At 39.8% G+C, this 22,751-nt stretch carries 15 protein-coding genes; 5 read left to right on the forward strand and 10 right to left on the reverse strand.

Translation table 11 applies throughout. From position 1 onward, the window contains the following. The first annotated feature begins 4 nt into the window (after positions 1-4). Together ATK78_RS03600 and ATK78_RS03605 are read left to right on the forward strand one after the other, a co-directional pair. The gene (locus ATK78_RS03600; RefSeq protein WP_133574681.1) at positions 5-1,288 is read left to right on the forward strand and encodes a M16 family metallopeptidase; all 1,284 of its coding nucleotides are present in this window, start codon (positions 5-7) and stop codon (positions 1,286-1,288) included. Between the two features lie 137 nt (positions 1,289-1,425). After that, positions 1,426-3,201: an alpha-L-fucosidase gene (locus ATK78_RS03605; RefSeq protein WP_133574682.1), complete on the forward strand. Its 1,776-nt coding sequence runs from the start codon at positions 1,426-1,428 to the stop codon at positions 3,199-3,201. Positions 3,202-3,217: 16 nt separating this feature from the next. Here the strand turns inward: ATK78_RS03605 and ATK78_RS03610 are convergent, their stop codons facing one another. The 6 genes from ATK78_RS03610 to dinB all read right to left on the reverse strand — a co-directional run bounded on the left by ATK78_RS03610 (position 3,218) and on the right by dinB (position 12,117). Then, a complete protein-coding gene (locus ATK78_RS03610) occupies positions 3,218-3,844 on the reverse strand; it encodes a phosphatase PAP2-related protein (RefSeq protein WP_133574683.1) in 627 nt (208 codons plus the stop codon). Positions 3,845-3,921: 77 nt separating this feature from the next. Further along, on the reverse strand, positions 3,922-5,061 hold the full coding sequence (locus ATK78_RS03615; RefSeq protein ID WP_133574684.1) for a cytochrome-c peroxidase: 1,140 nt from the start codon (positions 5,059-5,061) through the stop codon (positions 3,922-3,924). A gap of 6 nt (positions 5,062-5,067) precedes the next feature. Next, positions 5,068-6,600, reverse strand: coding sequence for a DUF6850 family outer membrane beta-barrel protein (locus tag ATK78_RS03620; protein WP_133574685.1), 1,533 nt, complete (start codon positions 6,598-6,600; stop codon positions 5,068-5,070). Further along, positions 6,600-7,934 (reverse strand): DUF4876 domain-containing protein, encoded by a 1,335-nt coding sequence (locus tag ATK78_RS03625; protein ID WP_133574686.1) that lies wholly within the window; start codon positions 7,932-7,934, stop codon positions 6,600-6,602. The genes ATK78_RS03620 and ATK78_RS03625 overlap by 1 nt, the downstream gene beginning before the upstream one ends. A 10-nt stretch (positions 7,935-7,944) precedes the next feature. Next, complete coding sequence (locus ATK78_RS03630) at positions 7,945-10,602, reverse strand: TonB-dependent receptor (protein WP_133574687.1); 2,658 nt, start codon at positions 10,600-10,602, stop codon at positions 7,945-7,947. A 459-nt stretch (positions 10,603-11,061) separates the two neighbouring features. Next, positions 11,062-12,117, reverse strand: a complete 1,056-nt coding sequence (gene dinB / locus ATK78_RS03635) for a DNA polymerase IV (protein ID WP_133575269.1) — start codon at positions 12,115-12,117, stop codon at positions 11,062-11,064. Between the two features lie 121 nt (positions 12,118-12,238). Between dinB and ATK78_RS03640 the strand changes: the two genes are divergently transcribed. After that, positions 12,239-12,493 (forward strand): hypothetical protein, encoded by a 255-nt coding sequence (locus ATK78_RS03640; protein ID WP_133574688.1) that lies wholly within the window; start codon positions 12,239-12,241, stop codon positions 12,491-12,493. Positions 12,494-12,671: 178 nt separating this feature from the next. Here the strand turns inward: ATK78_RS03640 and ATK78_RS03645 are convergent, their stop codons facing one another. Both ATK78_RS03645 and ATK78_RS03650 read right to left on the reverse strand, forming a co-directional pair. Next, positions 12,672-13,334, reverse strand: coding sequence for an HAD family hydrolase (locus tag ATK78_RS03645; RefSeq protein WP_133574689.1), 663 nt, complete (start codon positions 13,332-13,334; stop codon positions 12,672-12,674). A 353-nt stretch (positions 13,335-13,687) separates the two neighbouring features. Next, positions 13,688-15,472 (reverse strand): glycoside hydrolase family 15 protein, encoded by a 1,785-nt coding sequence (locus ATK78_RS03650; protein ID WP_133574690.1) that lies wholly within the window; start codon positions 15,470-15,472, stop codon positions 13,688-13,690. Positions 15,473-15,741: 269 nt separating this feature from the next. Between ATK78_RS03650 and ATK78_RS03655 the strand changes: the two genes are divergently transcribed. Then, positions 15,742-16,647 carry a prohibitin family protein gene (locus ATK78_RS03655; RefSeq protein WP_133574691.1) on the forward strand — a complete coding sequence of 302 codons (906 nt, stop codon included), beginning with the start codon at positions 15,742-15,744 and terminating at the stop codon, positions 16,645-16,647. 184 nt (positions 16,648-16,831) lie between these two features. On the opposite strand, the gene ATK78_RS03660 is transcribed toward ATK78_RS03655, so the two are convergent. Further along, positions 16,832-19,033, reverse strand: coding sequence for a bifunctional alpha,alpha-trehalose-phosphate synthase (UDP-forming)/trehalose-phosphatase (locus ATK78_RS03660; RefSeq protein ID WP_133574692.1), 2,202 nt, complete (start codon positions 19,031-19,033; stop codon positions 16,832-16,834). A gap of 197 nt (positions 19,034-19,230) precedes the next feature. Here ATK78_RS03660 and ATK78_RS03665 point away from each other — a divergent pair, with 197 nt between their 5' ends. Next, a complete protein-coding gene (locus ATK78_RS03665) occupies positions 19,231-19,974 on the forward strand; it encodes a hypothetical protein (protein WP_133574693.1) in 744 nt (247 codons plus the stop codon). A 1-nt stretch (position 19,975) separates the two neighbouring features. Here the strand turns inward: ATK78_RS03665 and ATK78_RS03670 are convergent, their stop codons facing one another. Beyond that, positions 19,976-22,690, reverse strand: coding sequence for a PQQ-dependent sugar dehydrogenase (locus ATK78_RS03670; protein ID WP_166664812.1), 2,715 nt, complete (start codon positions 22,688-22,690; stop codon positions 19,976-19,978). Positions 22,691-22,751 lie beyond the last annotated feature (61 nt).

The raw sequence follows: 22,751 nt of genomic DNA on the forward strand, positions 1-22,751 counted from the left end.
ACCAATGAAGCGATATCTATTAATAATTCCTTTTCTATCTCTATATTTTACAGTTAGTGCGCAAATAAAGGCAGTTTCTTTCGAAGTGAACGGTTTAAAGGTAATTCTAAGACCCACACAAAAAGAAACGTTCAGCATGAGTATGTTCTTTAGGGGAGGGGTAATGAACTATGGTCCAAAACAGGCTGGCATAGAAAACCTGGCCCTATCTGCTGCTGCATCTTGCGGAACAAAGAATTACAGTGTTGATGATTACCAGGAACTGGCTGATGAGTATGGTATCAGTATAGCCGGTGCATCGACTACCGATTATGGAATCATTGGCATGAACTGTATCTCCAAATATTTTGAACAGGGTTGGAAACTATTTTCTGATGCGGTTGTAAACCCTGCCTTTGATAAAGCAGAATTTCAAAATACGAAAGATCGAATGATCTCCGGTATTTCCCAGCGGCGTTCAGATCCTGAAGAAAGGATTGAACAGATGTCTATGGAAACGATGTTTAAAGGAAGTCAGTACAGCGTTGATCCAATTGGATATGAGGCAACCGTAGGCGGATTTACAGCAGACAGTGTTCGTAACTATTATCACAATCAATTGCTGAATGTAAATAGAATGTTTTTGGTTGTTGCCGGCAACATTACCAAAGCGGAACTGGAAAAGAAGATCCTTGCTGCATTTAAATCCATTCCCTCTAAACCATATACCGCACCTGATTATACGGTAAAGCCGATTGAAGGAGAAAGCGTTTATTTTGAAAACCGTGATATTGCAACCAATTACATGAGTTCCATCATGAATGCTCCTGTTTTCAGCAGTCCGGATTATCATCCGTTCATGCTGGTGATCAATGCCCTGAGTGGAAATTTAAACTACCAGGTACGTGTAAAACAAGGTTTATCCTATGCGCCAGGTGCGACCATTAAAACACAGCAAATGCCGTATATGTCAATGTATGTAAGTACTACACAACCTAAAAAAGCTTTTCAGGCAATGGTAGGGGTATTTAACAGCATTTCTGAAGGGCGTTACAGCAAAGAATTTCTGGAGGGTATTAAAAAAGATCACCGGAGCAGGTTTTACAGACACCAGGAAAGTTCAAGCTCTATTGTAAAGGATCTTGGTGAAGCTGAAATTCTAGGTGGTTATAAACTGGAAGAAGACATGATTACCAACATTGATAAAGTAACCTTAGAGAGTATGAAAGCGGCTTTTGACAAGTACATTAAAGGAGCCATCTGGCTTTACCTTGGCGATGAGATGCTGGGCAAGGAGGCCTTTAAATAAAACTGTCAATCAGTAAATAATTTAGGATAGAACTGAGATGATTTCCATTGTGCCAAAATTGCTTAATGATTTAACAAAATCGTTAAGCAATTTTTTGCGTTTGATCCTATCTTTGATTTACACCAGATGTGAATCAAATGATCAAGTCTATTTTTTCAAAAACCATCATACTTAGTCTTTCTGCAATAGTATGCACAAATTCTTTGTTTTCCAAAGACCAGCCGGCCAAAGCAAAATTACTGCCTGTACATGCTAAAGTTGATACTTCAAGGACTGCCTGGTGGCAAAAGGCCAGGTTTGGAATGTTCATTCACTGGGGCGTATATACTGTTCCTGCAGGATTGTATCAGGGCAAAAATATTCCGGGTCTTGGAGAGTGGATCATGCACGATGCAAACATCCCGGTTGCGGTATATAAAGAATATGCCAAACAGTTTAACCCTACAGAATACGATCCTGAAAAATGGGTACTGATGGCTAAATCTGCTGGAATGAAATACATTGTGATCACGACCAAGCACCATGACGGCTTTGCATTATTTGATTCAAAGGCTAGTGATTGGAATGTAGTTAAGGCAACTCCTTATGGAAAAGATCTGATTCGTCCGCTGGCAGATGCCTGCAGAAAATATGGGATGAAACTTGGGTTTTATTATTCACAGGCCAATGATTGGGGCAATAAAGGTGGTGCAGCGGCCCGGGGTCATTGGGATGATGCACAGAAGGGCAGTATGGATGAGTACATTGACCGGGTTGCCATTCCGCAGGTACGGGAAATATTAACCAACTATGGGGATGTAGCTGAGCTGTGGTGGGATGTACCGACGGATATGACTAAGGAGCGTGCAGCCAAATTTTTACCGCTTCTGGCGCTTCAGCCTAATATTATAACGAACGACAGATTAGGCGGTGATGTTAAAGGCGATTTATTTACACCTGAGCAGTATATTCCGGCAACCGGAATTTCAGGGTTATGGGAAACCTGCATGACGATTAACAATACCTGGGGTTTTAAAGTAAATGATCACAGCTGGAAACCTGCCAAACAGCTGATCCGGAATTTGATTGAAACCGCTTCAAAAGGAGGGAATTACCTCTTGAACGTAGGACCAGAAACCTCTGGTAAATTTCCTCAACCCATTGTAGAGCGTCTTGAAGCTATTGGCAAATGGATGAAGGTAAACAGCGAGTCTATTTATGAGACTACCCCGGGCCCGTTTAAGGTTTTACCCTGGGGAAGAGCAACAAGCAAGACTGGAACTAATGGTACTACAATTTTATACCTGCACGTTTACAATTGGCCTGAAGATGGCAAGCTCTTAATTCCGGGTTTAAATAATACCATAGTTAGTGCAAAGCTGCTGGCCAATGGAAATACTTTAAAAACAAGTAAGGCTGATGATGGAGTTCTCGTATCTGTTCCTGCTGTGGGACTGGATGATAATGCCACGGTGATTAAGATCACTATTAAAGGTAAAGCAGATGTAAGTCCATTTATCCAGTCACCGGCTGCAGATGGTTCAATAGCATTGGTTCCCGGCCTTGCAGATCTGCATACTGAAAAAGGAGGGGAGTCTATCCGTCCGGAAGGTGGTAATGAGCAGAACCTTGGATTTTGGACAGATGCTAAATCATATGTATCCTGGCAGTTCCAGGTTAAAAAACCAGGAAATTACGTCATTGAAACGTGGGTAGCCACGCCTGCAAGCTCAACTACTTTAAAATTAAGCGTTGATAAAGAAACGATTCAGAAGGAAATTACCAATACAGGTGGTTATAATGAATATAGAAAGATCAGTTTGGGGACAATTAAAATTGATAAAGCAGGATTGAATACCCTTACCTTATCCGCTGACCGCGCTAACTGGAAACCTGTTAATGTGCGAAAATTAGTACTTATCCCAAAAGGATAGGTACTTAGATCAGTTTTTAAGTATCGGTTTTTGCCACTATCCTTCCAAGGTACCAGCAGATGACGCTAAAGAATGGTGCCATTAATACATCGACTGTATAATGAACATGCTGTACCAGGAGCAGACAACCTATAATGAGGGCCGCTGCAAAGACAATTACTCTATCTGTTTTTTTCTTCATGCACAATCCGCCAACGATGAGCGTAGCAGTATGACCAGAAAAGAACAGGTCTTTTGTAATTATGTTTGAGCGGTAGAAAAGAATTGAACATGGATCTGCAAGCTCAACCATATTTAAAGGTGGGTTTAGCGGCACCAGGGTAATGGTAATGATTCTCGCGATGCATAAGAACACGAATGACCAAACCGCAGTTAAACAGATGAATGTATTTCCAGACATCCTTACTAAAAACAACGCAACCATGGAATAGAGCACCAAAAAGATGTATAATGAAACATCTGTTGGCGGTATTGATGCCAAAAGCTTATCATTTAACACATGACCTTCCCGATCTTGTATGTGATTAAAAAATTGAGGTATAAATAATAAAATGGCGACCAGGATGATTAATCCGAGTACTAATTTAATCCTGAATGCCGGGTAATCCCAGGCAAGTGACCAGGAAAATTGTTTTGAGTGCATTTGGTTGTTGCTAAATTACGTTTGGTTGATGGGTAAAATTAAGCAAAATAATGGGTTTTTAAAGCCCTGTATGAATTTTACTGCGGAAGTTCTGGTGCCCGGTCTTTCCAGGGCTGTGTACTTATCGCACCTAAAAAGGCTACAACCGCATCTCTTTCCATTTTACTCATCATTAATCCCCTTAGCAGCTTATCATTTGTAGGATATAAAGGGTCATTTTCTTGTTCAGGTTTGCGTTTTTGATTGGGCATGCCTACGTTGTACATGTTCATGATCCCATCCATATCACCAAAGATCCCGTTGTGGAACCATGGGGCGGTACGCATTACGTTCCTTAAGCCTGGTGTTCTGAACTTGCCTACATCTTCTGGTTTTTTAGTGATGTTGTACAGACCCAGATCTTCGTATTTTCTTCCATAATAGGTAAGTCCCACGTTATGAAATTCATTATCGGTAAATAAAGGGCCGTTGTGGCAATTTACGCACCTTGCCTTGGTCCTGAATAAGTGGAGTCCAAGGATCTGCTGATCAGTGAGTATTTTCTTGTTTCCTTCCAAATACCTGTCGAAGTCTGATTTCCTGCTTACGATGGTACGCTGAAATATGGCCAGGCTTTTTAATATTCTTTCATTGTTTATTTTATCATCACCAAATGCAGCGCTGAAAAGTGGCTGATATCCTTTTATTTTTTTTAATTTCTTAGGCAGCGCCTTCATATCCTGATGCATTTCTATGGTTGAAACCAACGGGTTCTGTGCCTGGTCTTCCAGTGTTTTAGATCTGCCGTCCCAAAACAGGTTTTTCATGAACCATATATTTTCCAATGATGGTGCATTCCTGGTATTTTCTGCATGGTCATGACCAACGGAAAACTGCTTACCATCTGCCCAGTGTAAATCAGGAGCATGGCAGCTGGAGCAGGAGATCTGATTTGATTCAGATAACCTGGGATCGAAGAAAAGTATTTTACCCAATTGAACCATCTCCTTTGCCTGAGTTGTTTTCAGATCAACAGGAGAAGGAGGGAGAATACCAAGTTCAGTATAGTTTACCCCTTTATCTACATTTGGCTTTGGCCATTTTTCCGGAGACTGCGCATAGACCTTTCGAAGTGAATCGATAGTCAGTTCATCACCTTCTTCATATTGAAAAGAACGGAAAGAGATAAATGACAGGATACCTATTGTAAAAATGGTTAAGGCAATGGCTTTCTTCATAAGGGATCAAAAATAAAGATTTAAGGAGAGATTTGAGTTAAAACGATACTTTCCGGGTAAACTATAAGCAGGTAACTGGATTTCAGGTCGTTTAAGTGCGCTTACTACACTGGTATTCAGCGTAATTCCGGTTCTGAAAGATTTATTCAGCGTAGTACTAATATAATTCAACTTTAGATTTAACATTCCTGAAGTGCTGAGATGATACGCATAATCCGGATACATTACACCTTTTGTAAAATCTGTTTCCTGCGTTAAGGGAGCAGATGCACTAACATTAAATGGCAAAATTAAAGAAGGGGAGAGTAATACCGAGAACCGGTCTTTATTTTCCGATGTATGATAATAGGCACCATGTATACCTGGATTAACATTACTATATTCAAATAGGTGAGATGATAAAGCGTCTTTCTTATAGGCGTGATTGTAATTTACCTCAGTTCCCCACTGAATAGCATGATGACCAGAAAAAGTAGAATTCATGAAATTGATTCCTGCATTCTGATTCTTCGCCGTGTAATTTTTACCCGAATATTCATAGATATAATCCTCTCCGTTTAAATCAGAAAAGGTAAGTTCTATTTGATTTATATTGTTTCTGCTTCTTTTGGTTAATAATAGACTACCTGTTATTTTCTTACTTGTATAATCAGTAAACACTTCAGTATTCACCGATTTATCCAGTAAACTTTGGTTCTTATCAAACGAGTTTAAATAGTCTATACTTAACAATAGATCCCAAGGCCCACTATTTCCAGTAACATGCATACCTAAACCTTTGTATTGCTTTCTTCTGGAAAATCTATTATACTTACTTCTTTTGTAAAACCCATAACCATTATTGACGTACAAAATACGATCCGGATACAATACGCCCGCCGCATAATCATTATTCTTAAAACCAGTGCCAATGGTTTCTGTTCCGTAACCTAAAGTACCACTTATGCCAACATTGATATTTTTAGTGAGCAAGGTAAGCTCGGGACTTGCCTTAAAATCAAACCAATCCAGGTTCATTCTTGGATCTGTAGACCTGTAAGCCAGGTAATACTTATAATTGAATCCTGACGAAAGGTATAGCTTATTTTTTAGCAATTGATAACTAACGATTCCCTTGCCGTTGTAATTTTGTCTGCTAAATTTACTTGCGTATCCTGCAGAATAATAAAAAGGCTGATCGTCTATTTCTTCTCCTCTCAATGCATACGCCAATTCTTCTTCTTTAATACGCTGATACGTAAAATTACCATACAGGTTAAATTTGCCAATTTTCTTAATGCCATCAGCACTAAACGTAATGACATTTGCACTGCCAGCAGTTTGGGATTTCTTAAAAGAACCATCCTGATAGTCATAATCAAGACTTACGAGACTGATTTGGTCTGATTTATTTTTTAACAGAAATGTTCCATTTGACTGGTGTAATTTTAAATTTCTGAGCGCATTATCGTAAAAATAGATACTGTCAGCAGGTTTACTCTCTTGCGAAAGTAAACGTACCGGCAGCATCATTAAAAGAAATAATGTCTTTAATTTCATTATTTAAATACAGTTTTTGTTGGATCTGCAATTGTTAAGAAATCGAAGTCTAACGAAGAGTTGTTCGAATCTTTAAGTACTCTTCTATTATTAACTGTTTTACTTGTTTTTCTGATCACAGACTGAGAAGAGTAAGAACCTCCTGGAACAAATGTAAAACCAGCATCAATCTCTGCAGGTAAGCGATGTGCTACACGTTTGGTTTCTACTGTTTGCGCCAACTCAACACCGTCGATAATTAGTTCTTTGGAGATTTGCGGATATTGAACAGTTGTACCAATAATTGTTGTTATATCTGGAGTTGCAAATTTAAGGAAAGTAGAAGCATCCGTAATTGATTTAAAGATAACAATTGCTTCTTGTCCCCGGCTATCTAAAATAAGATCTCTATCTGATGCTCTAAACACAACTTGTACATTTGGAACCAATGGATTGTCGATATCTGTTGGATAAACATTAATTCCAGGCAGATCACCATAATACCCTTCAAAATCAGCCTTGCTTAGATCGATCGTTAAAGCTGGGTTTTTAACGGTTACTTCTTTTCCCGTGTTATTTGTAAAAGGTGTTTTATGATTTAATGCATTTTGAGCAATAATAAGACTTGCGCCTGGCTGTACCGGGTATTGTTTTCCTGTACCCGGGATACGTAAAATAGTAGTTGCATACACGTAATCTGTATTTGCTTTACTGTTATTCATATTCACTGCTTTTGTCCAGTCGTACTGACCTGTAGGCAGAAACCAGTTTTTTAAAAGATCCGGGCTTGACGTATTTACGCCATTTACCAAGGCAATGTAAAGACTATCGGCATATAAAACTTCTGTTGAATTGTTATAGATTTCCAGAAACTGATCTCTGAATACCGCGCCATCTGTAGTGCTTGATCCACCGTAGTAAATTTGCTTGATTACCCAGTCACCCAGTCTTCCAGATTTCATTTCCAGTTTCAGCGTACCAGAAGCATTACTGATCACACTGTTTAAATTGGCATTAAAAACAACATCCTCATCTGTATATGCACCAGTAATTGTAGTATAATCAGCCGCCGCAATCGTTAACGACGAAACTACCGTATAATTTCCAGGAATAACGCTTGCAAAGTTAACCAAACCACTTGCGTCTGCTTTTGCCTTATTGATTTGACCATTTACCTGGTTGGTGATTGTTACTTCTGTATTTAATGGCGTAAGGCCTAATCCGATTGCTTGTTCATCAAACACGACCTGGAAAGTAACCGATACTGCGGATAACTCTGCATTGTCGTCTTTTTTACATGCTGTAAATACGCTGGCCAGCGCCAGTATTACAATTAATAGTTGATTTTTTTTCATTATATTTTATTTAGAATTTAACTGAAAGTTCAGCGCCTACGCTAACCGGATAAGTATAGGTAGTCACTGAATCTGAATTGGGGTTATAGTATCTGTTTCTGATGTTGAATACATTGTATGCGTTTACGGACATCCGTATGTTTTTGCCGATTTCCTTTGCTACACGGACGGAGAGATTTGCATATACGAAGGGCTGTTTGGTTGTACTATTTGCTCTGGAGCTAGTGGCCAAATAATTATAGTCTTTGTCATTCGCGTCAAATACCGGGATCTCATAACGTACAAGATTCTTGTCCAGGTAAGCTATCGGCAAATAAGATGCATTTAATGTTCCGCTCTGTTTTTGCCAAAAAACATCTGTTAACAAATTAACTACAAACCCTAATTTTGGAATATGGGTAGTGGTTGTCAACTTACTCATAATGGCATAACTCTCTGCTTTATCGGCATTATAGATCCCAAACCAGGCTTTATTGTCATCATTGATATATAGATCGTTGGCTTTTATTACACTTGTAAATTGATTTTTTGATAAGGAATAGGAAAAGGAAGTATTCAGGCTAAAGCTTGTTTCTATAGCTTTTATCTTTTTTGTACTGATAGACCACTCGGCACCATAATTATCACTATTTAAATCATTAGCTGAAGTAAAATAGGAAGTAACCCAATTTTTATATAATCCGTTTTGATAATAATCCGGGCGTTGTCCCTGGTTATAGACATAAGTATATAATGGAGTTGTATAGGTTCTAAAATTGTTCTGGTTACTAAAACCATCTTTGCTTTCCTTGTAATAGGCAAATAAGGAGCTCGTGATCATCTTGCTGGTATAGTTTAAGCCAAATTCCAATTGATTGGTCTTAGATGGATGCAAACTGCTGTTGTCTGGAGTAATCTTATCTGTATAGACCAGGTAAAGGCTTTCGATGGTATATCCCGTATAGGAATTGTGAACAGGAAGATCAAAATATATTGGTGCAGGATAGCGCATGGATAACGACGGGGCTTTCGTTGAAATACCAAATGCTGCATTGAAGTCAAGACTCTTAGATAGATTGTATCTTAGATTTAACCTGGGTTGTATCGTTCCCCAATTATTTTGAACATCATAACGGAGTCCCGCATTTACGTTCACGGATCTTCTTAAGAAATTGAACTTAAATTGATCATCAACGTACAAACTGTAATTGAATGTTGAAGGTACAGACTCATAATCGTAAGGTCTTTCATTTTGATATCCCTGATTTTCCCAGCGTTCTTTTTCAGGATCCACAATTACACCTTTTCCATTATTTTCTGAATAGTAAATATTACTGCCAAGACTAAGCTTATGAATCAACCTGCCTGTTTTTAGCTCACTGTTTAAACTCAGGTTTCCATTCATATTTAATGGCCTTCCTATCAAATGCTCTACTGCTAAGTAAGAACCAGGAGCATAATACCCTTCGTATAATCCAATGGTATCCTTATCTGCTACCGGATAAGGTGCACCATTAATATATGACTGGTTATAGGTTTCCTGGTAACCGGAGCTATACCCAAAGCTTAAGTTTACGGATTTTAGAAAATCTGAATTGAATGACAATGAAGAGCGGTTTGAGATGGAAAGGTTCCTGGATTTGGCATAAGTCATATAGTCCCTGCCAACATCCGGATCTAACTTAACGTCATCAAGTCGGGTACTGTAATCTGCAGACAATGTATTTTTAAAATTAGAAGACAGATAAGATGTCCACATTACATTTGTACCCACTCTTTCATAGGATTTTAAAGGATCACTTGGATCTTCTTCACTATTCAGATAATTCATAGAGAAATTGACCGCACCAGCTTTCTTACCAATTACATACCCTTTAGACAAGGAGAAATTTGAAGAACCTGCATTGATCCTGGAACTGAATTGGTATTTCGTATTACCAGCTTGTCTATTGATGATGATTGCGCCATCCGTTAGGTCACCGTATTTAGAGGGGGCTATTCCTGATATGACTTCAATACTTTCAATATTGTCTGCAGGAATTTCACGAATATCAATACCACCAAAGGGAACATCAAAGCCCCCAAAACTGCGGCTTTGGATTCCGGAAGATGCTATTCCAAATTTACCAACGCTTCTGTTCTGCATGTTGGCATTGTTAGAAAGCTGAATATCATCCAAAACGATAGCCGTTCCAAATGCATTATTTAATTCGTGTATACCACCAGCAAGACTTCTCAATGTGATATTCTTCGGATTTTGAAGACCGGGAGGGGTGACCGTCTTACCGGGAAGGTTATTTAATACATCAGCCAGACTGAATGCCTGAACCTGCTCAATGGCCTGTCTGTCAAACACGATAGAAGAATTGGAAGATTGTGCTTTTCTAACTTCAGTAACCTGAATTTCATCCAGACTTAAGTTAAGATCTTTAAGTTCATATTTTAAAGCTGAAAAAGTAGAGAACGAAGAAATGATGGTGGAGACAGTTTGTTTTCCGACCATTTTTATTTTTAGGTCAAAAGACTTATACCTGGAAGTATCTACGCGAACCTGAAAAAATCCCTGTTCATTGGTATAGGTACTTAATCCGAGTGTTTCCGATTGTACAGTAACAAATGATAGTGGCTTCTGCTGCGTATCAACAACTTGCCCTTTCACATTGATAACTTGCGCGGAAGCCTGCTGCATCAATATGACAAAACAAAAAATATAAAGGTATCTCAAATTAATCCCATCCTGATTGAGCCGCAAAGGTGCGACTATTGCTTTTAGGATGCAAGTTATTTAGAACAATTATAATTAAAGATAGTGATTTAACCTTTTAGTAGAAAAATTGTTATACGACAAAAGCCGAATTTCTTCGGCTTTTGAATGGTTTTCACAGAGCGTAGCATATGCGATTTGATCAGTTTGAAACTTAGAAACAAAGTACTAAAAAGTATCTGGCTTCAAATCTGATGTTTTAATTTCTGCGTCAAAGATAATCTGGGGGAATTTAGAAATCAACTGTGTAATTACGCAGTTTTGAATCAGAAAATCACCATTCCGATTCAAAACTGGCTTGAATCAAAAGATTCCCAGCAGTACTGAATAATAATTTCTCATCATTGGCTCGTATTTTGGTTCCAGCTGAATGCGATTAGCGGATCAATCGAATAGTTCCAGCTGATATGGATTACCTGGCTTGGGCTGGGAGAGAAGCACCCCGAAATTTGATAATGATATGCCGAGAAGGCGTACCGGTTTATCTTCCAGATCTACATTATCCAGTAGTTCCTTTGCTGTGTCAATAATAGTTTGGTAATCAGAAATGGGTTGCGTAAATGAATGGTTCCTGGTAATTTGTTTAAAATCACTGAACTTAATTTTAAGGGTGATTGTCCGGCCTTTTAACTGATTACGGCTAAGCCTTAAAACTACTTTTTCAGTAAGCTTACTCAATTCAGTATACATCTCTTCTAAAGTGATGAGGTCGTGCTGAAAGGTATCCTCAGCAGCAAGCGATTTTGTTTCCCGCTCTGCATGAACGGGACGTTCATCTATGCCACGTACAATGGAATAGTAGAATTTACCTGCTTTACCAAAATAACGGACCAGCTGCTGCTCAGATAATTTTTTAAGGTCTTCGCCCGTATGCAGGTGCATACTTTTCATTTTCTTAGCGGTTACCTTTCCGACGCCAAAAAACCGCTCTACAGGCAGCTTTTCCATAAACGCTTCGATCTTAGACGGACCTATAAAGGTTAGCCCATCTGGTTTATTCATATCGGATGCGATCTTGGCGACAAACTTATTCGATGATACACCCGCAGAGGCGGTGAGGTTCAACTCATCTTTAATAGCCTGTTTAATTTGTTTGGCGATCTCCATTGCTGATCCAATGTTCAGCTTATCAACAGTAACATCCAGGTAAGCCTCATCCAGCGAGAGCGGTTCTATCAGATCGGTATACCGGCCAAAGATTTCTCTGATCCCTGCCGATACCGCTTTATAAGCATCAAACCTCGGCCTTACAAAGATTGCCTCCGGACATAACTGAATGGCCTGACGGGATGACATGGCTGATTTAACCCCAAACTTACGGGCTTCATAGCTTGCTGTAGCCACCACACCGCGTCCGTCCGGAGAGCCGCCCACCACAATGGGCTTACCCCTGTATTCGGGAAAGTCGCGCTGTTCAACCGATGCATAAAATGCATCCATATCAATATGGATAATTTTTCTTGCCACCGGTTAAATTTAAGAAATACTTTGTATAGGGATCAGGGAATGAAACAATAACTATAAAACATTGTTTTCAAACTACAAACAATACCACACAATTATGGAAAATACGCAGGAGAAGGATTTAAATCCTTATGAATTTACTTTAGAAATAGATGGCGAGCCCAATGCAATACGTGTTGAGTTACCCAAACCAGGCGACTACATCATTTACATAAATGGTGAGCGTACTGGACATATCTTCCCTGAAACAGGAAATACTACATTACAGTGGAGATCCAAAGATGATATTGACCAGAAACTGGTTGATGAACTGGGTGCACGTATTGAAGCTATAGAATTAGGAAGCCTTTAACAGGCTTTCTAATGACCGCTATGATCCGCTTTGCTTTTTCTGATAAAAGAAAGATAAAAAGCTGTACAGATCACAATTGCTACTAAAATTAATAAAGCAATCATAATTTGGGTTCCGTGTGCAGATTGATGATGTTCCATTATATAAATTTTGGTTGAAGGTAAAAAAAAAGTTTTACTTAAAATAATTGGTTTAACGCCGGATCATTATAAGTACTGATAAATGCAATGACATTGGTATAGCTTGAAAAATCTTCCTGACCATGCATTGTGGTGAGTACCACGCATTTCATGCCTGCATTTTGAGCGGCTTCTACACCCTTAGGTGCATCTTCAAATACGACACAATTTTCTGGTGCTGATCCCAATAGTTCAGCCGCTTTTAAGAAAGTTTCCGGATGTGGTTTACTAACCTGTACATCATCTGCACTTACCACAGCTTTAAAATAATGCCCGATAGCTAAACCGTCCAGCACGAAATTAATATTAAAGGGGATGGCAGCAGAGCCAATAGCCATAGAAATACCTGCTGCTTTCGCTTTTTCTAAAAAACCATCCAGTCCATCGATAAGGGATAAACTTGAACGGTATGCTGCCTGGTAGCGGTGTTCTTTCTCTAAAGACAGCTTATCTTCCTCTTCCGGCGTAAAGCGCTTATCACCAAAGATGCGGTGCAGCAGTTCGCTGTTCTTGCCATACATTTGTTTTTTTACTTCCTCATACGTTAATCCAGCTTTAAGGTCGTCGTTTATAATAGAACTCCAGGCTTTGCCATGAAATTCCATATCATCTACCATGGTTCCGTTAAGGTCGAATATGAAAGCGGTTGGTTTTGTAGTCATCAGGGAGTGTCTATCTTTAAAATGCGTATTTGTTGTTTAAGAGGCTAATATAACTCAAATACTATTCTTATAAAAAGAGTGCACTTATTCAAGAAGCATTAATTCCGATAAAGAATCGGAAAGAACGCTGAGGTCTTTCGTTAAGCGCGCTCTTTTTATTGAAAATAATACCAACAAGATTTTGGCGTCTATGTTTGTTCTATATTGTAATTAAAAAAGGAACTCTTGTTCAAGACTGCATTAATTCCGATGAAGGATCGGAAAGAACGCTGAGGTCTTTCATTAAGAGTTTCTTTTTTATTGAAAATACTTACACATTTGCATAGCGTATATTTCTTATTTAACGATTACCATTACAGGAATATAGGACGATCCAGTTTAATAGCAATGCGATGTGCTGCGTTCATTAAGCCGACATGACTATAAGCCTGCGGAAAATTACCCCATTGACTTCCATCATTTTCATCTACATCTTCGCTGAACAGTAACAGGTGATTGGCATATTTAATGATCGATTCGAATTCTCTGATGGCATCGTCTAATCTACCTACGCAGGCAAGTGCTTCAACATACCAGAAGGCACAGATCAGAAAGGTTGTTTTAGGTTTACCAAAATCATCAGTATGCAGGTATCTGTAGAACAGGCCATTTTCTGCTTTAAGTTCTTTTTCTAGCGCAATCAGATGGTCTTTAGCTCTTTGAGAATTAGGATCTAAATAATTCATCAGGATTAACTGCAGGGTACTGGCATCTAAGTGCGGACTTCCAACGGCATGATTATATACTTTCCTTTCTGGGTCATAACAATCTTCGATGTGCTGGGCAGCCTTATCAATTAAGATTTGGGCTCTTTGCTTAAATTCTTCATTACCTATTTTGGTGGCTATTTTTAAAGCGGCATTGGCACCGGCCCATTGAAATAGATTGGTGTAGCAATGAATATTGGCAATGTTCCTGAATTCCCAAATCCCGGCATCCTTTTCATCAATGGTCCGCTCTATCTTTTTCAAAAGATAGTCGAGCCATTTTTCTGAATCCTGGCGTTCTTTGGAAATAAAGCGCTGATCATTGTATAAGGGAAGCATAGAGACAAGAACTTGTCCATAGATGTCGTTCTGGATATGTTCGTAAGCTTGATTTCCGATCCGTACAGGCTGATTGCCCTGGTAACCTGCTATATCTTCCAGAATCCGTTCTGTAAGTACGCGCTCGCCGCCAATACCAAACAAGGGCTGATAACGCTCGTCGTCTCTAAAGGAGATATCAGTTACGTAGCCAAAATACTTTTCCATTTCTTCAAAGTGACCAATGTGGCTTAGCGAAGTAATTACGTAATAGGTGTCACGCATCCAGCAATACCGATAGTCCCAATTCCGGGTACTTCCTGGTGATTCCGGTAAACTGGTTGTGCTGGCTGCTATGATCGCCCCGGTATCTTCGTATTGGTGGATCTTTAAAACGAGGGCAGAACGGATTACCAGGTGCTGATAGAATCCGGCAATATTAGAATGCTTGATCCATCGTCTCCAATATTTAATCGTTTCTGTCAGGAACCGTTCGGCAGTACTCGCTATTGGGGCATCCAATTCATGTCCATAAGTTAAGATCAGGTATTTGGTCTCATTTAATGCAAAATGTCTTTCGTCTTCAATGTAGCTCAATGAAATATCCGTACTTAAACGCATAAATTCATCGCCTCCAGTATATTGAATGTGATTGCTTCCGCGATGGGCTTTTTGCTTCATTGCGCCGTAATCGCATACGGGATTGCATTTTACACGGATCCTGGGATTACCTTCTAAGGGCTCAATCTTCCGGATTACCATTAAAGGCTTATAATACCGCTCATACTGATGAAAGCGCGGTGCAAAATCAGTGATCCTGTATTTACCTTCGGGGCTGCTGATCTCTGTGCAGAGCACATTGGTATTTTCAAGATAGAATTGTCTGGAAGTATATTCGCCATGTGGGAGAATTGAAAATTCGCCACCCTTTTCTGTGTCCAGTAAACCTCCAAAAACGAAAGTACTGTCGAATCTTGGCCAGCAAAGCCAATCAATATTTGTATTCTTATTTATGTGTGCCAGATAAGCACAGTTTCCAATAATACCTGTTTGATAGGTATGTCTTTCTGCCATATATAAATTTAGATTGTGGTACTTAAATACAACAGGATAATGCATATTTTGTTGTTATTATTCTCATATAATCATTCAGTAGCCTACCGTTATGAAAAAATACCCTACCATAATGAAAGGGTTTTTTATTTCGATTATTGACGCCTTTTGACAAAAACCTTCAATTTAAGATATTTAGGCCCTATTTGAGGCTTAAAATCAAATCCGGCATTTCAGTTGCCGCCATACTTACTATAAATTAATCAAATCAAAATTTAAACTTAAACATCATGTTTTTAATTAGTATTGGTATCATCGCTTTAATAGCCGGTTTCGTTTTATCTGCACAACAAAATCAAAGTTCCCGCTACGGAATCATTGCCCGGGTTGCTGGAATTGTCTTGATTGGGCTCGGGATCTTTACAACCATGTTTAAAACGATTGATACGGGACAGGTAGGTGTCAAAACATTATTCGGTAAGGTTGAAGATGACGTCTTATATAGCGGTTTACATGTCGTTAATCCTTTGGTAGAAATTACATCCTTTGATGTAAAAACACAAAACTATACGATGTCTGCCGTGCACGATGAAGGTATGAAATCTGGTGATGATGCTATCCGCGTATTGTCTGCTGACGGACTGGAGGTAACCATTGATCTTTCTGTTTTATTTAAAGTGAGTGCGTCGAAAGCACCAACCATATTGCGCCAGATTGGTGATGATTACCTGGATAAGATTGTCCGCCCCGTTTCAAGAACTGCCATTCGTGATAATGCCGTTTCTTATGAAGCTATTGCACTGTATTCTACCAAACGCGAAGAATTTCAGAACCGCATATTTAACGCGATCAACAGCAGCTTTGCAAAAAGAGGTTTGGTGCTTGAGCAATTGCTGGTGCGAAATATAACCTTACCAGAGTCTGTAAAAAAGACCATCGAATCCAAGATCAATGCAGAGCAGGATGCGCAGAAAATGATCTTCGTGCTTCAGAAAGAAAAACAGGAAGCAGAACGTAAGCGTGTTGAAGCCCAGGGTATAGCCGATTATCAAAAGATCCTTTCTACCGGGCTTAGCGACAAACAACTACAATATGAAGCCATTAAAGCTCAAAAAGAAATTGCATTATCGCCAAACTCAAAGGTAATTATTATGGGAAGCACTAAAGGAACACCTATTTTAATCAATGGAAATTAAACGGGATAATAGCATGTGCTAAAACTTCCAGATTATTTTCAATAAAAAGAGTGCGCTTATTCAAGACTGCATTAATTCCGATGAAGGATCGGAAAGAACGCTGAGGTCTTTCATTAAGCGTACTCTTTTTATAAGAATAACTCGAAGAATCAGGTATCACAACACAAAACTTATACGCTTATACTCAATAAGACGTTATTTTTTGCGTAGAAATAAAGCTTTTCAGCAATTCACGCACTTCTTTAAAGTCTCTCAGATAATACTGCGCTGCAGAGATGTTGCTACCGACTTTAATCGTATAGGCTTCCGGGGGCAAGGTCTTAAATATATCTTCATCCGTATGATCATCGCCTAGCGCAATAATAAAATCAGGATTGTTGTTGTACAGCCAATTCTGTGCAGCTTTCCCTTTATTTACTTCGATGTTCTTAAATTCTATGACTTTATTGCCTGGCATCATTTGTAAGCCTTTATCAGCAATCATCATTCTAAGGTGGTTACTGATCTCATTGGCACGAAGTTCCCCAAGACCTTTTTCTACTTTGCGATAGTGCCACACCAGCGAATAGCTTTTCTCTTCGACAAAAGAGCCGGGTGTACGGTCTGTGTAAGTATCGAGAACTGTTTTAACATCCTGTTTCCACTTGTCAGTAAGCAGGGGCAGTGCTTTCCAATCTTCATTCAGGTGTTTTTGCCAGGCACCATGCTCGGCAATCATTTCCAGATTTAAGTGGCCAAACCACTGCTGAAGGGTTTGGTACCGGCGACCGCTGATAATAACTACTCGGTTAGCAGGGTCTGCAGACAGCTGCCCCAATATATCATAAAGCTCCTGATCTGGAGATGCCTTATCAATATCACCATGAAAGCCGACCAGTGTACCATCGTAGTCTAAAAATATGTACCTGTCTTTTGATTTTAAATAGTCATCTGCCATGCGCTCCCGTACAGAAAGCACGGCATGTTTTGTTAATAAAGATTGCTGTATCTCTTTAACTTCAAGTAATTTATCCATAAAGTTTTTAACCCAAAGGTTGATGTCAAATTTTTTAACGATGTGCCTCATGCTGGTCATCCGGGTATTCTGCTCGTCTGGCGGCATATTAATTGCGCGATTGATGGCACGCATCACATCACCAATGTTATTTGGATTTACGATCAATGCATCATTAAGCTCTTTAGATGCTCCGGCCATTTCACTGAGAATCAACACTCCATCATTTTTAGTTCTTGATGCTACATATTCTTTACTTACCAGGTTCATGCCATCACGCATGGGGGTAACGATACAAATATCCGCTATGCTATATAGTGCTGATAAGAACTCAACGGAGAAGGAGCGGTAGAAATAGTGGATAGGAACCCAGTTTAACGTTCTAAACCTGGAATTGATGTTCCCTACCAGCTGATCAATCTGATCACGCAGTTCTTTATATTTAGGAACGGTATCCCTGGAAGGAACAACGATCATAAAGAGCGAGATCTTATCGATGTATTCCGGATGCATTTGCAGTAATAATTCCAGTGCTTGTAATCGCTGAAGAATCCCTTTACTGTAGTCCAGCCTGTCAATGGAGAGCATTATTTTAGTATTCTGGTGGCTCTCTTTAAAGTTTGCTGTATGCTTTGCTACTTTCTCATGCCTGGTAAGGGATTCAAACTTTTGGTAATCTATGCCCATTGGAAACGACTCCACAACGATTTGCCTGTTTTTGTGCATGATGATGTTTTCCGATTGCTTGCTGGAAGACAACATGGATACAGCACTTAAGAAGTGCTTTACGTCATCAAAGGTATGAAAACCCAAAAGGTCTGCACCGAGCATACCGGAGATGATCTCCTCCCGCCAGGGGATGACCCTCAATATTTCGTAAGAAGGAAAAGGAATGTGCTGAAAAAATCCTATGGTCACGGCAGGTCTTTCCGTGCGAACTAAGCAGGGAAGGAGCAGCAGCTGGTAATCATGGACCCAAATGGTATCTCCATCATTGATATTTTGGATCACGGTATCCCTGAATTTTTCGTTTACAGACTTATAGGAATCCCAATACGTTTGCTCAAAGTTAGCATATGTAGTAAGGTAATGAAATATTGGCCACAAAACTTCATTGGAAAAGCCTTCATAATAAAGGCTGATTTCTTCATTGGTAAGGAAGACGGGGATGAGGTTAAATTCAGCTAATTTCTGCCGTACTTCATCCTGACGATCTTCGGGAACTTCTATTCCGGGCCAGCCGATCCAAACGTTATTTCCTCTTTTATAAACCGAGCCTAAACCGGTTGCGAGACCTCCTTCACTGGGCCTTAATCTATATTCACCGTTGTGTTCTGTGATCTTTACAGGTAAGCGGTTGGATATGATTATGGTTTTGTTATGAACTGTCATATATTATAAAACAACGTGTTAAAACAACAATTGTTTGATTTAAATCAGATTAGGGGCGTTATTGACTGATTACCAGAGTCCTTTGCAATGTTAAGAATCGCATTTATATTTAATTGAGAAGGCAATCTGTTTATCTGCTATGCTTGGCTTTAAATTTGTTGATGGATGGGATATACTTAAAATATCCAATCTCATTTATGATCAAAAAATCCGGATCCATCTTAATTACAAGCCTTCTATTTCTGTGTTCCTGTTCCTCTGTTTATATGCCTAACGTACCCAATACACCCATGTTAAGTGCTGCAGGAGAATTTAGTGGTGGCGCACATATTTCATTAAGGGGTAATGCAAGTTTAAACGGTGCCTATGCAGTATCGGATCATTTCGGTGTACTTTTTAGTGGATCGACCATGAACCAGGAACGTTATGCAAAGGACTATAAGCACAAGCTGATCGAATTTGGAGGCGGGTATTTCAATACCTTTGGTCCGGATGATAACCGGATCCTGGAAGTATATGCCGGATATGGCGGCGGTAAGACAGACCGTGTGTATCGTGAGTTTGATGACAATGATGTGCTCTTCAATACGAATGTTGAAGAAGTTACCTACAGCAAGACCTTTTTACAGGTTAATTATAGCTCCAGGAAGTCGAACGACCTGAAGCTATTTGGTAAGAATTTTCCGATCAATTATGGTACGGCACTCCGCATCAGTCATGTGGACATGAAGACCTTTATGCGCAATAACATCGGACAAACCCGTGAGGGAAATGTATTTTTTGAACCCATCTTTTTCACAAGGATGCGTTTGAGTGATGTTGTACAGCTTCAATATACCTCCAGCGCGAACTTCGGCCTGAATAGCCGAAAGTTCATGAGTGCTGGAAATTCTATATTTACAATTGGTGCCGTTGTAAATGTGGGTGGTAAGATCAAATAATCTATTTTGTTTTAAACTGTATTGATTTTAGTGAAGGTCTGTCTTTTACAGTGGCGTCCTTTGCTTTTACCTTGATATAAACATCATGAAACTTAGCATCCGTAACCGGGCTGATTGTTATTGGCGTGCCTATGCCAGCTGCTTCACCAATAAGCTGACCATTCTCAGTATCTAAACGAACTTCAAAAGCGTAGCCTGGATTACCTGCTGCATCAACTACGGCTGTACCAATTGAAGCAATATTTGTCAGATCAATTTGTCTCAGTCTGATCCATCCGCCATTTTCAGGAAAGATCAGCGATTCATTACCATTTGACTCTTTACGTGCAAATCCGGATATTCCCTTAAGGTTACTGGCGTCGATCTCATTGCTTCTCAAATTAAGCATGTTTGAAGCCGTTAAAGATTTTAAACCTGCAGAACCAAGATCAGAATAGCTGGCTTTTATTTCAAGTACCGGCTTATTTTTGTTGACCTCAGCAGGCGGGGTAATCTTACCCATTGCAGGAAGCGAAGGCTTTGTACTTGCCGTTGCACTTAAGCTCATGATCCATTCTGCAATTTGCCTGGCTTCAGATTCTTTCATTGCCGGGTGTGCAGGCATTGGAACCTCGCCCCAAACTCCTTTACTGCCTTTGATTATTTTTGAAGACACATAAGCAACCGCTTTAGTATTCGATTGGTATTTTGTTGATACCTGTTTAAATGCAGGTCCGATTGATTTCGTATCTGTTTTATGGCAGGCGCTGCAATCCGATTTCATCATTAACGATCTTCCAACAAGGGTTTGTGCAGCAGCCTGATGTCCAAGTTGTGCGCCGGCCATATCCAATCCTTCTGTATAGGTACTGGAGATGTAGATCCTGCTTTTATCAACAACAGCGCCTTTATCAGTAACTGTTACCTGGTAATTTACTGGCGTACCCGGAAAGTAAAAGCTTTTATTGCCGGTTGTTGCAATTTTTACTGAAGGATGCTCATTACCTGCAAAAACAGGAATTACAGCACTTGCAGAAGATGCTTTGCCCGGATCAATTACCTGCACGCTTATTGGATATTCACCAGCTTTGGTAAAGGTATACTGAAACTCAGGTATAGTTGTGGTCTTTTTAACCCCTTTACCCAGGTTCCATACGTAAGTTAAGTTGTCACCGTCCGGATCTTTGGCTTCAACTTTAGCTATCAATTTAAAAGGAAGAAGACCGCTTGTTTTCTGAATGTCGAGTTTTGTGATCTGAGGAGGCCTGTTGCCGGCCAGGTAATCAATCCTGACGATACCAGCATCGGGGTTCTTGGTGAACCATCCCTTACCATATTCCAGAATATATAATTTACCATCGGGTCCCAGTTCCATATCTATTGGCGCTGCCAGGGAAATATTACTTAGAAAAGGTTCCATGCTGATATAATCACCATTTGGAGCCATGGTCACGGCTTTAACCCAACCGCGGACCCATTCATAGATCAATAGTTTTCCTTCGTAATAAGCAGGGTAGGGTGACGCTCCCGGTTTACCGTAGTACACCGGTCCTGCCATCGCCGTGCGACCGCCTGAACCTACCTGTGGAAATTCTTTAGACTCGCCATAAGGATACCATATATAAGCCGGCTGTGCCTTTGGAAGCTCATTCAGACCAGTGTTATTTGGCGAATTATTTACCGGCGCAGAAGGATTAAAAGCTGCTCCATTTGTACCGTTAGTAAAATCATAGGCACGATAAGGATAATTATTACCTATAAATAATGGCCAGCCAAAGTTACCTGCTTTACGTGCCTGGTTTACCTCATCGTAACCCCTCGGGCCTCTTAATTCATCGTCATTTGATGCATCAGGCCCAACTTCCCCCCAATATAAAAACCCGGTTTTCTGATCTACCGAGATCCGGTATGGGTTTCTGTTCCCCATTACATAGATTTCCGGCTTGGCCTTAGGATCATTTTTTGCAAATAGGTTATCATCAGGTGTGGTGTAGGTACCGTCTTCATTTATTTTTATCCTTAGTATTTTACCACGAAGGTCATTGGTATTTCCTGCAGATCTTCTGGCATCGTACTGGTGCAATCCTTTGCGGTTATCCAGCGGCGCATATCCTTTATTTACATATTGCTGGTTGGGAACATCAAACGGGGTAGAGTTGTCACCTGTGGAAATATACAGTAAGCCTCCAGGGCCAAAGGCAATCGATCCACCAGTATGGCAGCAAATTTCACGCTGCGAATAAAATTCCAATATGACTTTTTCTGAGGCTACCGTGATCTTATCATCAATGAGCTTAAACCTCGACAAACGGTTAACAGATGTCTTAAGGGGACTATAGAATGCATAAACATATTGATTTTTTGCAAAGTCAGGGTCGATGGTTACACCCAATAATCCTTCTTCTGCATTTACATCGGGCGTATTGGTCTTCGCATATACATCGAGTTTACCTGCCGGCTTCAGGGTCTTGGTTTGATTTTTATAGAGTAGAAACTCTCCGCGCCGCTGCGAGATCAGGATATCGAGATTTGGCAGAACGGCTATTTCTGTTGGCTCAGTAAACTGACCCTGAACAAGCTTCACCTTGATGAAACGATCCTGGTCTGGTGTATCAATTTGAAGTATCTTTTTTGTTGTGGGGTTAAGATTGCTTAGAACAATGGCTGCAGGTCGTGTTAACGGGGTTAAGATCGTAAATGCAATACCGGAAACCAATAAGGCAAAAGGTGTTTTCATTAAAATTATAGTTTGTGTGTATATCATATAAAGATATAGCATATCCGTTTAACATTAAAAC

Source organism: Pedobacter metabolipauper, assembly GCF_004362715.1.
In the GTDB taxonomy this organism is placed as follows: domain Bacteria; phylum Bacteroidota; class Bacteroidia; order Sphingobacteriales; family Sphingobacteriaceae; genus Pedobacter; species Pedobacter metabolipauper.